Origin of the sequence: Taibaiella helva (assembly GCF_003545695.1) — a bacterium.
GTDB lineage: Bacteria > Bacteroidota > Bacteroidia > Chitinophagales > Chitinophagaceae > Taibaiella > Taibaiella helva.
The window spans coordinates 460789-474903 of record NZ_QUZZ01000002.1; the positions used below are offsets into that span (position 1 = coordinate 460789).

Annotated in this window: 8 protein-coding genes; 4 read left to right on the top strand and 4 right to left on the bottom strand. The window is 52.6% G+C overall.

The window, feature by feature from the left end; all coding sequences use genetic code 11:
- The first annotated feature begins 18 nt into the window (after positions 1–18).
- The 3 genes from DZC79_RS04745 (at position 19) to DZC79_RS04755 (ending at position 6261) form a co-directional block, all read left to right on the top strand.
- Positions 19–3780, top strand: coding sequence for an esterase-like activity of phytase family protein (locus tag DZC79_RS04745; RefSeq protein ID WP_198666775.1), 3762 nt, complete (start codon positions 19–21; stop codon positions 3778–3780).
- A gap of 128 nt (positions 3781–3908) precedes the next feature.
- Complete coding sequence (locus DZC79_RS04750; protein WP_118950400.1) at positions 3909–5834, top strand: cytochrome-c peroxidase; 1926 nt, start codon at positions 3909–3911, stop codon at positions 5832–5834.
- Between the two features lie 19 nt (positions 5835–5853).
- Entirely contained in the window at positions 5854–6261 is a 408-nt protein-coding gene (locus tag DZC79_RS04755; protein WP_118950525.1) for a hypothetical protein, read from the top strand.
- A 123-nt stretch (positions 6262–6384) separates the two neighbouring features.
- Here the strand turns inward: DZC79_RS04755 and DZC79_RS04760 are convergent, their stop codons facing one another.
- A complete protein-coding gene (locus tag DZC79_RS04760) occupies positions 6385–7581 on the bottom strand; it encodes an MFS transporter (protein ID WP_232831757.1) in 1197 nt (398 codons plus the stop codon).
- A 160-nt stretch (positions 7582–7741) separates the two neighbouring features.
- On the opposite strand from DZC79_RS04760, the gene DZC79_RS04765 reads away from it, so the two are divergent.
- The gene (locus tag DZC79_RS04765; RefSeq protein ID WP_157976926.1) at positions 7742–9346 is read left to right on the top strand and encodes a T9SS type A sorting domain-containing protein; all 1605 of its coding nucleotides are present in this window, start codon (positions 7742–7744) and stop codon (positions 9344–9346) included.
- Between the two features lie 266 nt (positions 9347–9612).
- Here the strand turns inward: DZC79_RS04765 and DZC79_RS04770 are convergent, their stop codons facing one another.
- The 3 genes from DZC79_RS04770 to DZC79_RS04780 form a co-directional block, all read right to left on the bottom strand.
- The gene (locus DZC79_RS04770) at positions 9613–11100 is read right to left on the bottom strand and encodes a GH3 auxin-responsive promoter family protein (protein WP_118950402.1); all 1488 of its coding nucleotides are present in this window, start codon (positions 11098–11100) and stop codon (positions 9613–9615) included.
- A 70-nt stretch (positions 11101–11170) separates the two neighbouring features.
- The gene (locus tag DZC79_RS04775; protein ID WP_118950403.1) at positions 11171–12376 is read right to left on the bottom strand and encodes a DUF1501 domain-containing protein; all 1206 of its coding nucleotides are present in this window, start codon (positions 12374–12376) and stop codon (positions 11171–11173) included.
- A 118-nt stretch (positions 12377–12494) separates the two neighbouring features.
- Positions 12495–13979: a DUF1800 domain-containing protein gene (locus DZC79_RS04780; RefSeq protein ID WP_118950404.1), complete on the bottom strand. Its 1485-nt coding sequence runs from the start codon at positions 13977–13979 to the stop codon at positions 12495–12497.
- Between the last annotated feature and the right edge of the window lie 136 nt (positions 13980–14115).

Here is a 14115-nt window from a genome sequence, read left to right on the forward strand (position 1 = left end):
CCGCACAAAATGATGTACATGAAAACCAATTTTACAAGACTGTTGTCCGGCCTCAGCTGCCTGGGTATGGCCCTTCTGGCGCCGGCCCGCAGCCAGGGACAGATCAACCTGTTGCAGGACTACAAAAATTACACTTCCGCGCCTATCGGTACCTTCCAGGGTATCAATTTCCGCGAGGGAGGCTTTTCTACGCTGTATCCGATCCCCGGTACCGATGGTAAGGAGTTCTGGACCTGCTCCGACCGTGGCGTGAACATCGATTGCGGCAGCGCTAATCCTTCCGGATGTACGCCCACCTACGATAAGATCTTTTGCTTTCCCAGCTATGCGCCTAAGATCCATCGTATCCGTATCGAAGGGGATTCGATCCGTATCCTGCGTTCGATTACGATGAAGCGTCCCGGCGGCGCCAATGCCAGCGGAGTGCTTAACCCTACAGGCTTTGGCAGCACCGCCACAGAGCAGGCTTCCACCGATACCGTAATGAACTGCGCTAACTTCAATACCAAGATCGCTGCCAAAGACATCTGGTCTATCGATCCGGAAGGACTGGTGGTAGATAAGGATGGCAACTTCTATGTGTCCGAAGAGAACGGCCCTACCATCTGGAAGCTGAATCCCAATGGTGTTGTCATTAAACGTTACAGCCCCTATGCCAACCTGGCCGGCGCTCAGCCCCAGGATGTACAGATCGATACCATATTCAAATACCGTAAGAATAACCGTGGCTTCGAAGCGATGGCGATTGCCCCCAATGGCAAGCTGTATGCGCTGATCCAGAGCCCGCTGCTGAATCCCAATAGCAGCACCGGCGAGAATACCCGTATTCACCGTATGATCGAGATCGACCCGGCTACCAACGCACAGCGTATGCTGGTCTACCTGAACGACGGCATTATCGGTACCGGCGCCAACCAGATCCGTTTAAAGGACTGGAAGATCGGCGATATGGCTGCGATCAACGACAGCACTTTCCTGGTGATCGAAGCTGCGCTGAGGGGTACTACCGACATCAAACGTATTTACAAGATCAATATCAACAATGCAACAGCCGTGAACTCAGGCCTCTACGGCGGACAGACGCTGGAAGCGCTGACCGATTCTGCCGGCCTGGCTTTCCAGGGCATTGCTGCAGTAAAGAAAACCCTGTTCCTCGACCTGAACGCCAACGGCTGGCCGGCTACGCTGGAAAAATCAGAAGGTTTGGCGATCATCAACGACAGCACCATCGTGGTGTGTAACGATAATGACTTTGGCCAGGTATCGCCTGCAGCCAATGGTATTGCCACGGCTACCGGTTATCTTTCCCACGTCTTCAAATACGGATTGGAAGGCAGCAACAAGCTCGAAAACTTCAGCTTCCCGGCGCCTACGCTGAGCCAGGGGCGTACAGCTACTGCCAGCAGCCAGGCGCCTTACCTGGTACCCGCAATGCCCGGTATGCAGTTCACCTCGCTCATCACCGCCGGTGATGTGGTGAACGGTTACAAAATGGTAGGCGTCCCCGATGGTCTTGGTGCTTACGACAACAACGACGGTACCTTTACCCTGCTGATGAACCATGAGCTGGGCAATGCAGTTGGCGCTGTACGCGCACATGGCTCTACCGGTGCTTTCGTTTCTAAATGGGTCATCAATAAATCGGACCTTACGGTAATGAGCGGTTCCGACCTGATACAGACCATTAAGCTGTGGAATCCCCTGACCTCGAGCTATATTACCTACAACGGATCTTTCCCCACTGCTGCTGCTGCGTTAGGCCGCTTCTGCTCCGCCGATCTGGCGCCGGTTTCGGCTTACTACAATAGCGCCAGCGGTAAAGGAACACAGGCCCGCATCTTCATGAACGGCGAAGAAAGCGGCAGCGAAGGCCGTGGCTTTGCCCACATTGCCACCGGTCCTGAAGCCGGTACTTCTTACGAGCTGCCTTCACTGGGCAAGTTCTCCTGGGAAAACTCTGTCGCCAATCCCCACGCCAGCGATAAAACGATCGTTGCCGGTATGGACGACGCTACACCCGGACAGGTTTATTTCTACATCGGCGACAAGACCACCAGCGGTTCCGAGATCGAAAAGGCCGGTCTGAGCAATGGCAAGCTGTACAGCGTAGCGGTGAGCAATATGCTGATAGAAACCAATGCCGGCGTGCCTGCACCTAATACTACCTTCAGCATGGTTGACCTGGGTAATGTAAAGAACATGACCGGTTCTGCCCTCAACACCAATAGTAACAATGCCGGTGTAACCAACTTCCTGCGTCCTGAAGACGGCGCCTGGGATCCCAATAACCACAACGATTTCTATTTTGCTACTACCAATGCCTTCAATGCCAACAGCCGTTTGTGGAAGCTGCATTTCAACAACCTGGACAGCCTGGAGAACGGTGGTACTATTACCGCTGTGCTTGAAGGAAACGAAGGGCAGCAGATGCTGGACAACATCACCATAGACAACTCCGGCCATGTGCTGCTGGTGGAAGACGTAGGTGGTAACGCACACCTGGGTAAGATATGGCAGTACACCATCGCTACCGACGAGCTGGTACAGATCGGTTCGCACGACAGCACCCGCTTCCTCAACGGCAGCGCCAACTTCCTGACACAGGACGAAGAAGCTTCCGGTATCCTGGACGCCCAGGCCATTCTTGGCCCCGGTAAGTTCCTGGTGGTGGATCAGGCGCACTACAGTATTCCTGGTGAAGTAGCAGAAGGCGGCCAGCTGCTGGTGTTCAACAACCTGGCTTCTGCGGCCGCTGTTTCTGAAATGAATGTCACCGGCAACGGTATCGATATCGCAGCCGGCGACAATAGCCCTGCTGTAGCGGATAACACTGACTATGGTAATGTGAATACCACACAGGCGCTGACCAAAACCTTCAGGATTCATAACTCCGGTCCGGGTAACCTGATGGTGAACAACGTAAGCTTCAGCGGCGCACAGGCAGCTGATTTCAGCCTCGCCGGCGGTACTTTCCCCATGACGATTGCTTCCAACAGCTCAGACAGCATCCGCGTAACCTTTACACCTGCCGCTGATGGTATCCGCAGCGCGATCATGAATATCGCCAACAACGATTACGATGAAAGTACCTACAGCATTGCACTGGCGGGTAACGGCGTATCGCCCGATATCCTGGTGAAAGGCAACAACCAGGCTATCATGAATGGTGATCCGACCCCGGGCACTGCCAACAATACCGACTTCGGCACCATAGCGAAGAACACAACGGCTACAAAAACCTTTGTGATCCAGAATACCGGTTCCGGTAAGCTTACCGTATCCGGAATCGCTTTCACCGGCAGCAATGCCACCGAGTTCAGCCTGGTGTCTGCGCCGGCCTTCCCGCTTGAGATCTCCGCCAGCGATTCACAGACCATTACCGTGAAATTTGCTCCTGTAGCCTCCGGTATCCGCACCGCTATCCTGGCGGTAGCCAGCGACGACGCCAACGACGGCAGCTACAGCTTTGCGCTGCAAGGCATTGCTTCCGAGCCGGTAGGCATCAATGGTGTATCCGGTATCAACGGTACGGTGAAGCTATATCCCAACCCTGCCCGCAACGAGGCAACGGTAGCACTGAACCTGGTGAAAGAGCAGCGCATGATCATCAGCCTGTTCGATATCCAGGGTAAGCAAGCGATCCCTGCCATCGACCGTAAGTTCAAGGCCGGCGAGCAAAACCTTAGCCTGGATATCGCTGGTGTTGAAGATGGCGTATACTTTGTACAGATCGCATCCGAGCAGGATGCCGTGAAGCTGAAGCTTGTGGTGAAACACTAAGCCAGGCTTGATATAAAGGGCTGTCCTTACAGCCTGGAAAAGATTCAGACAGGGTGTACCGCAACCGGTACACCCGTTTGAATTAACGAACGGATTTATCAAGGATCGGTGAAACGTTTTTGTGCGATATGAATCGAAAAATTATACTGTTTACCTTAGTTGCCCTTTCTACGGTGCTCCTGCTTTCATTCAACAACAGCAGCAGCACGAACGCCTACACGCTTATTTATTACCGTTACATGAATGCTCTTACCGGCGAAGAGCGGGACCTGCTCGACCTGGTGAACAGCAGCGATCTCGGCAATGAGGCTCATGTGGATAAGATCAGCGAAGCGATACGCTCCTGCCGCAATCGCATGAAAGCAGCCGACTTCTGGCTCCGTTACCTGGAACCGGTCAGCTACAAAAAGATTAATGGTCCCTTGCCGGTGGAATGGGAGACCGAAGTGTTTGAAAAATTTGAAAAACCCTATAAGCGTGAGGGGGCGGGGCTTACACTGGCTGCGCAATACCTGGAAGAGCCGGGAGGAAATAAAGATACCCTGGCGCGGCTGATCCGCGAAGCCATAGCCGTTATGCCGGTTTACGGCGCCGATTCGATTACCCGCAACCTGAAAGACCATCACCATTTTTTTCTCTGCAACCGCTTATTCCTGCTCAATCTTGCCGCCCTGTACACCACAGGCTTTGAATGCCCCGATACGGCGGCGATCATTCCCGAGCTGAGCGCGATGCTGGGTGCTACAGACAGCATTTACAAGGCCTTCAACGAAAGTTTCCCGGAAACGCCGCTTACCGGCGACTACCTGAGGCTGTACCGGAGCATGCAGGTTTTTGTGCAGCAGCAGCCCCGGGCGTATAGCGCATTCGATCATTTTACTTTTATCCGCGATTACGTCAATCCCCTGTACCGGATCAGCCAGGAAATGATCCGGCGCTATCGCGTGGCTTCGCGCAGCATGGTCGACTATTCGCTGAGCAAAACGGCGGCTTCTATATTCGATAAAGCCGTGTACAATGGTTCCAGTGCCAAAGGCCTTTTCCTCCGGGTGAAGGATACCGCTGTGCTCAACGAGATCGACCGGGTAGGGAAGCTCTTGTTCTACGATCCTATTTTATCAGGGAATAACCTGCGCAGCTGCGCTTCCTGCCATAAACCAACAGAATATTTTACCGACATACAGCAGCCGGCCAACCTGCGGTTTGATCGTAAAGGCGCTTTAGCGCGCAATACACCTTCGCTCATCAACGCCCCTTTCAATCACCTGCTGATGCTGGACGGCGCGCACATTACCCTCCAGGATCAGACCCTTGGGGTAATGACCAATCCGGAAGAGATGGGCGGCGACGCGCAGCAACTATTGGAAAAAGTGCTGAGCTGCGCCGATTATAAAAAAGCATTTACGCGCTTGCTGGCCTATACGCCGCAGGAGCCGGAGATCACGCTGGGACATATCACTTCAGCAATCACCATGTACTATAGTAAATTCAGCCGTTACTACGCGCCTTTCGATGAAGCTATCGACGGCGGGAAATCCCTGCCGGACGATGCCATAGCCGGTTTCAACCTGTTCATGAGCAAAGCGCAATGCGGTACCTGCCATTTTGTTCCCCAATTCAATGGCGTAAAGCCGCCCTTCGTCAGCTCGGAGTTCGAGGTGCTGGGTGTGCCGGCCGATACGGCTTATCACCAACTATCGCCCGACCAGGGCCGCTATAAAGTCAATCCCGCCAAAGAGACATTACATGCCTTTCGTACCGGTTCTATCCGCAATGGGGGGCATACCGCACCCTATATGCACAACGGTGTTTTCCGCAGCATGAAAGAGGTGATCGACTTCTACGATGCCGGCGGCGGCGCCGGTAAAGGGCTGAAGGTCGATAACCAGACTTTGTCTGCCGACCCGCTGCACCTGAGCCCGAAAGAAAAGGAAGACCTGATCGCTTTTATCAAAGCCCTGGACGAAAAGATCGTATTTGAGCAACCGCCTGTACGCCTGCCGCGTTCAAAAAATCCTGCGTTGAACCGGAGAAAGGTTGGCGGTGAATATTAAAAACAGAAATAAGAAAGACATGAAGAAGCTGGTTGTTGTATTGTTGTTGGCTGCCGGAGCGGCGTTAACCGTAACTAATTCCGTGGCCCAAAAGAAAAGCCCTAAGATAGACTATGTATTTCCCGATGCCATGGCACAGCCGGTACGGGATCAGTACCTGAAGCTGGCGGAAAAGGGGCGTGTGCTGTATGAGCTCAGCTGTGCCAAATGCCACAACAGCCTGGTGAAAGGCAAGCTGCTGATTCCCGACTTTACGGAAGACCAGCTGGGCGCCTATTCCATACGCGTTGCTAATCCCAAACACGAAGAGCATGTATCGGAAAGCAATGTATCCGCGGAAGAGCTGACCCTGATCAGCACTTTCCTTACCTATAAGAAGAAAAATCAGCCGCTGTTATTGATCAATAACGGTATCGCGCATCAGTAGGTCCTTGGATATTAGATGTTAGAAATTGGAAATTGATGCTTGGAATTTGGAATTCGATCATTTGGATTTTACCCCTGGTAATTCAGCTATTAGATATAGGCGCTCACATCTCACATCTAATATCTAAACTCCGCTTACACGCTTTCCGAAGGCAAAATGCAGCAGCAGGGCCAGTCCTGTGCAGGACAGCCCGAAGCCGCATACACCGGGCCATTTCCAGTGATCCCAGGCATAGCTGCCGATAAAAGTGCCCAGCGATCCGCCTACAAAATAGGTGACCATGTACACCGTATTGAGCCGGTTACGGGCCTCCGGATAAATGGCGAAGATGATCGTCTGGTTGGTAATATGGGTCGCCTGTAATCCCATATCCAGCAAGATAACCCCGATGATCAATCCCGCCCAGCTGCTGGCCGATAAGCCGAATACCACCCAGGAAACAACCATCAGCACGATGGTGAAAATATGAAGTGTATAGGGCGGAATGCGGCTGCTGGCCCTCCCTGCAAAAGACGCAGCGATCGCACCTGCAGCGCCGATCAGGCCGAAGGCGCCGGCCACATCACTTCCTTTGAAGAAAGGAGGACCTTCCATCAGAAAGACCAGGGTAGTCCAGAATGCGCTGAAAGTGGCAAAGCCAAGCGCGCCCTTTACTGCAGATAAACGCAGCTCGGGCACGGTACGGGCATAGTGCAGCAAGGATTTCATCAGGCCACCATAAGTACCTTTATAGTGAGGCTGTATCTCCGGCAGGAAACGCCATAGCGCGGCAGCATTGATCACCATAGCAGCCGCGGCGATCTTAAACATCATGCGCCAGCCGAAGTGCTCACCCACATAACCGCTGATGCTGCGGCTGCAGAGAATGCCGATCAATAAGCCGCCCATAACGGTACCAATGGCCCTTCCCCTGTCTTTATCGCTGGCCATGTGCGCTGCCATAGGCACCAGCAGCTGGGGTACTACCGAGGTAAACCCGACCAGGAACGAGATCCCTGCCAGCAGGTAGATATTCTGCGCCCAGGCCATACCGCAAAGCGCCAGCACGATAAAAATGAAATCGACCAGGATCAGCTTCTTCCTTTGCAGCATATCGCCCAGCGGAATGATGAACAGCAGCTCGGCGGCATAGCCCACCTGGGTGAGTGTAGCAATGCTGCTCACGCTGGTCTCGCTCAGCCGCAGCTCGGTCGCTATTTTGCCCAATACGGGCTGGCAATAATAAATATTGGCTACAACCAATCCTGCGCTGATCGTCATCAGCATCAGCGAAAAGCGGCTCAGGGTCGCTGCAGGCGCCGATCCTGTTGTTTTATTCATTTTGATTATCGTTAATGTGAAGAGTCAATATAGAAGTAGCAGATGATTATATTTCAGGCTGCTAAGTTACTTCTTTGCCGGTTGGACTATCAGTGATCTATATCAATTTATGTGAAGATGCGGCGCACCTTTGCGCCCACCAAAACAAATGATAGGTCACATGCAATCCAGGTTATCCGTTCTTATCAGCACCGTTCTTTTCTCCGCTCTTATTACCGGAGCGGGAACAAGCGCCCTGGCCCAGGATTGCACCGCAACCGCATCCGGAAACAATATTGATGTTAATGCCGGGCAGGTTGTCTGCGTTACTTCCAATATCAGCAATGCTAATGTGAACATCGCCAGCGGCGGTACCCTGAGAGTTGCCAGCGGCGCTACGCTCAGCATTCAGAACTTTAACAACTTCAACGGTACGCTGGTGAATAACGGCACCCTGGTGACCGGCAACATCAATTTCGGTAATGGCGGTGCCCTTATCAATAACAACAGCCTTACCTTTAACGGTACGCCCAACTTCAACGGCGCCGGTACGCTTACCAACAGCAGGAATGCTACAACCACCTTTAATACTACGTTTTCCCTGAACAACGGAGCGACTTTCAACAACAGTGGTATCGTGATAGCGGCGTCGGGCGATGCCACCGTAAATCCCGGTACGACCTTGAATAATCATGGCCGCTTCGAGGTGCGTAACGGCAACTTCAACTGTGGCGGCACACTGACCAACAACGGCTTCTTTAAGGTAGATAACTTTATCAACTTCAATGGCGGCAACGTATATAACAACTGCCGCTTCGTGGTGGGCAACGGCTTCAACAATGCTTCGGTGTTGGTGAATGATGGCCTGGTCTGGGTCACCAACACATCTTCCGGAAAGATACAGAATAATGCCGGCAGCTGGACCAATACTTACCGCGGCAAAGTACGCGGGCACGATTTCCATAACAATGCGCCGCTTAGTGGCAGTGGCGAGTTCTACTTTACCGGCGATACCCGCCAGCAGAGCACCTTTACCGGCGCGAACAGCAGCCCCGACAGCGCTATTAAATTCTACGATGCCAGCCTGGATGCACCCCAGCAGCACGGAAGCTATTTTGACTTTGGTATGCAGGGCAGCAACGTCGTGCGGCCGGCAAGCATGACTCCCGCTGATACAGCAAGCTTTTACGGATTCTGCGGCCAGCAAACATTTCAGCAGATTGGTATTACACCGCTGCCTTTGCAGCTGATCCGTTTCGATGCGGCATTGATCAATAGAGCCGTGCTGCTCACCTGGGAGACGGTTAAGGAAGTTAATGTAAACGGTTTCACAATAGAATACAGCAAAGATGGCCTTAGCTGGACAAGCCTGGGCTCAGTAAAGGCTACCGGCAATAACAGCGAGCAGAAGAACAGCTACCGATTCACCGATGATCACGCAACGGCGGCGCTCAACCTTTACCGGCTGCGCATGGAAGATGTCGATGACCAATATACCTACAGCCCGGTAAGATCAGTAGCTATCACTGCCGGAGATAATGGCATCAGCATTTATCCCAATCCCTTCGCCGGCAAGCTGGGCATCGGCTTCGACAACAGCAAGTCCTCAATGCAGGTGCAGCTCCAGGTATTTGACCTGAGCGGAAAGCTGGTGGAGCAGACGGTGATCCATGCGGTAAGCCAGGAGTGGGATATCAGCCGCCTGGCGCCGGGTATCTACTTCCTGCAGGGTAAAACAAGTGATAGTGGTACAATGCTGCTTCAGAAAAAGATCATTAAGCAATAACACGAACCAATAAGCAATAGAACAATCAAGAAGGTGCCATAGTTTTGGTGTTTGGTTTAACAGCCCCCTGTCCAGGGGGCTGATTTTTTTGTACCTGCTTTGGTGCATCAACGCTGCAGATACGCCTTGGAGGCTGATGGCGGATGCTTGCAGATACAGGGTAGATACGTAGCATTGCTGCGTTTCTACCAGCGGTCAACCTGTTTACACAATCTCCTGTCAACCCAATTCAACCTATTTATTTAGCGAAAGAATGGACTGTACGTTCAGGAAAGCAGGGCATCGGCCAGCTTGCGGTCGTTGCTTAATCGTGGGGTTTTATTTTGTCCGCCCAGCTTGCCGATCGATTTCATATAATCAATGAAAGCGTTTTTCTGCAGCGGCTTTATCTTCAGGGGCTGGAGGATGGAGCCCCTGATGAGATCGTCGTAGTAGATATTTTTTTCACGCAGCTGCTGATCGACCTCTAATGTAAAAGCTGCCAGGTTGTCCGGCACCTGTTCAAATTCGACCAGCCATTCATGATAGGGCAGCTCGCCATCAGTCTGGATCATAGGCGCCACGGTGAATTCAACGATACGGGCCGGGTATTTCTGTGTCGCCAGGAGCAGGGCCTGCTCTACTTCTTCAGCGATCACATGCTCGCCGAAGGCCGATATGAAATGTTTGGTACGGCCGGTAACCACGATGCGATAAGGATCGAGGCTTACAAACTTTACGGTATCGCCGATATTGTATCCCCACAGGCCGGCATTGCTGTTGATGATAAGTGCATAGTTCTCATTCAGCTTTACTTCTTCAAGAGAAAGACGTGTAGGATTATCGTGGAAAATTTCCTGGGCTGGAATAAATTCGAAAAAGATACCGGAATTGGTATTGAGCAGCAGTCCCTCTTTATCCAACGTATCCTGGAAAGCGAAGAAGCCTTCGGAGGCCGGGAAGGTTTCGATCGTATCAACCGGTTTTCCGAGGCTGTCCATCAGCTTCCGGCGATAGGGCTCGAAGTTGACGCCGCCATGCACCAGCACCTGCAGGTTGGGGAAGAGCTCTTTGATCTTTTTCCCGTCTGATTGCTCGATGAGCCAGTCGAAGTACATCTGCATCCAGGGCGGTATACCGCTGATCAGCGTCATGTCCTGGTGGATGGTCTGGTCTACGATTTTTGCCAGTTTGGTTTCCCAGTCTTCGATGCAATTGGTCTCGTAATCGGGCATCTGGTTCTTACGCAGATAGCCGGGCACGTGATGGTTGACAATGCCGCTGAGCCGGCCGGTAGGAATGCCCGCAATACGCTCAAGGGTGGGGGAACCGGATAGAAAGATCATCTTCCCATCGGCAAAAGCGGTATTGCCGCTTTCGACCATATAGCACAGCAAAGCATTGCGTGCCGTGCCGATATGATTGGAAATGGAATCTTTACTGATGGGAATATATTTGACACCGCTCGTTGTGCCCGATGTTTTGGCAAAGTACAGCGGCTTGCCTTTCCAGAGGACATTGTGCTTGCCTTCTTTGATCTGGTCGATGTAAGTACTGATGGCCTCGTAGTCCCTGATGGGAACGGCGGCGCTGTATTCTTTGTAATTCCTGACCTCTTTCAGTTTATGGTCTTCGCCGAAGATGGTCTTTACCCCTTGTTTCAATAACTGCTGCAGGATGTGCTGCTGGTCGGCAACAGCGGTCTGCATGGATTTCTGTATCCTTTTGTGTACGACGGAAGCATAAGGTTTGGCCAGGAACGATTTGATCTTCATTAATTACGGTTAAAAGTAAACGTAAAACAAAGATAAGCTAAACTAGTTCAATACCAGGGTCAGCTGCGGGTCAGATAAAGCTGAGCCGTGACATTTTCCTGCCGAGTATCTTTTCATCGTCGGCGCCCAGCCATTGGTTCAGCACAGTAGCGTATACACTTTTAAAATCTACCTCATACCTGAGATCGCCGTCCTGCAGCAGCTGCAGGTCGGGCAGGGCATTCAGCAGACCTTGTTGCTTCAGGCCGCCACCAATAAAAAACATATTATTGGCGGTGCCGTGATCGGTACCGTTGCTGGCGTTTTGCGCCACCCTGCGGCCAAATTCGCTGAAGGTGAGCAGGAGCACATCTTCAAAGCGATGGTTATCCTTCATGTCCTGCGTGAAGGCGCTAACGGCCTCGTTAATCTGCCTGAAAAGTCTTGCCTGCTGCCCCTCCTGTCCAACATGCGTATCGAAGCTGCCGATGCTTACATAATATACACGGGTATTGCTGTCGGCAAGAATGAGCGAGGCGATCGTTTTCAGGCTTTTGCCCAGCTCGGTTTTCGGGTAAAGGGTCGTAGTTGCCTTCGCCTTACTTTTTTCAAAGATATAATCGGCGCTGCTCAGGGTGCCGGCCATCGTCTGGTACAGGTAGTCTACAGGCTGCTCATGCTCCTGCTGGTGATGCGCCTGGGAAAGGCGTTTCAGGTAATCCCTGTGGCTGTTGTTATAGAGCTGCCGGGGATCTTTGAGGGCAATGGCTTTCTGCAGCCCGCCTTTCAGCGCAAGGCTCAGGGTGTCGTCTATTTCCAGGGCCTGGACAGGCAGGTTACAGGCCTTGCATTGTTCGTCCAGGTAGCGGCCCAGCCAGCCGGTCTGCCATACCTCACTGCTGTCGCTGGCACTCTGCCAGATGTCCATACTGCGGAAATGGCTGCGGTCTGGCGCGGGATAGCCTACACTGTTGAGTATGCCCAGCTGTCCTTCGTCGTATAAGGATTTAAAAAAGCTGAGCTCCGGATGCAGTCCGGCTTCATCAGTCAGGGCGAGCGTCTTCTCCCGTTGCAGGCCCAGCACAGGTCTTGAGCGGTAGTAAATATCGTTGCGCACCGGTACTACCGTGTTCAGCCCGTCGTTGCCGCCGCTCAGCTGCAGGATCACCAGCACTTTGTTGCCGGCAGGCACCGTTTCTGCACCATTGCGGATGATGGCCTGCAGCATTTTGGGAACAAGCATGGAGGCTGTGGCCAGCGATCCCATCTTAAGAAAAGTCCTGCGTTGAATTAGCATAGCCGGTATGATTTAAATTCCAAATTCCAATGATCAAATTCCAAAATCCAGGCTCCGAAATCCAGGCTCCGAAATCCAATTTCTAACATCTAATCTCTAACATCTAATCTCTAATCCCTCAACACAGCTGGTACTCCGGGGTACTCATGAAAGTGATGACGAGGGTTTGCAGGTAGCGTTCCTCAGAACTGATGTCCACCAGCTTCATCACGGCTTCCTTATCGGCCGATCCGGCAGGCGTTTGCAGGAGAAAGGCTTCCAGCTTATCGTACAGCGCTTCCTGCCCGCTTTTGTTCAGCTCCTTTTCCAGCGCAGGCCAGTCGATTTGTGCCACAATCTGGTAGCTGCTTCCCGGCTTCCTGGCTTTACCTTTGCCGGCCGGCAGCAGCTCCTTTTGTCCCATTTGTACATCATCGTTGCCTTTTGGTTTGAGTTTGATGGGCTCATCGCTACGGATGAGGCCGGGAATGCGCAAGCGCAGCATCAGGCTGGAGCTGTCGATCCAGGCGGTGCCGCCCGGCCAGCCGGCTACATTCGGCGGGTTAAACAACCATTGCCCCAGCAGCCGCTGAAGCAGGACCATCACTTCTTCATTGTGCAGGGTCATGGGCAATACCCGCCGGATACCAGCCAGGTATTCTACCGGCGATTTGATACGCGCACCGATATGACGCTCCTCGTAAAACCATTCGCTGGTGAAGATGTCGTGCAGCAATTCGCCGATATGGTAATCGCTTTTGTAGAAACGGTCGGCCAGCCAGGCAACCTGCTGCTCATCGGCCTTTTCGTTGACAAAATAGCGGTAGAGCTTGGTGCAAAGAAATTGAGCAGTCTGTTTTTGCTGCAGGATAATGTCGAGCACGGCGTCGCCGTCAAAATTGCCGCGCTGGCCCAGTATCGTTTTTACACCATCATCATGCACTTTTTCCCTGAAGACAAAGGCGCCGTTGCGTTCAAAGCCCCATCCTGTAAAGGCGCGGGCCGCCTCTTTGATATCGTGCTCACTATAATGCCCGCGTCCCATGGTGAACAGCTCCATCACCTCACGGGCAAAATTTTCATTGGGTTTTTTCTTCCGGTTTTGCTGGTTGTTGAGGAAGGATAGCATGGAAGCGCTTTTGCTTACCCCCCGCAGCAGATCGCCGAAGCGGCCCAGGGCATTTTCCCTGATCACCTGGAGCAATTGTTGCTGGTAGAGGCTGTTGTTGACCCTGCTGGCAAAATGTCCATGCCAGAAAAGCGCCATCTTTTCCCTTAGCTGGGCTTCGCTTTCCGCCATCTCCTTCATCCAGGCCAGGCTCAATTGCCGGATGTCGGTATTGCTTTGCTTGTTGATCTGTCTTCTTTGCTCGGCACGGTAGGCTTTGCGGGCATCGGCATCCATCGTGGGCGTTTCTCCATCTTCTTCCTCGCTATTCAGGGCCTGCCGTACAAAGGGGCTCACCGTATCCAATACCTGGGGTGTGGCGGCAGAAGCCTTTTCCAGCTTCTTGTATAATTTGTGCGGCGCGATATCGTCCAGCCGGTGCAGCATATGATAATCGATACCGAAGCCCGCGCGTCCGAGTAAATGTTGGTTCCTGGTCTGGTTGCTTGTTGCCATATGTCCGAAAATTAAATTGCCTGACGCAAGGACTTGGAGCCGTAAATTACACCGGGGTTAAATCGGGTAAAAGTTAAAGTGGTTCAAATACGGTAGCAAAGGCGGCAATGCCGGGTGACGAATGCCGTTAATCTCG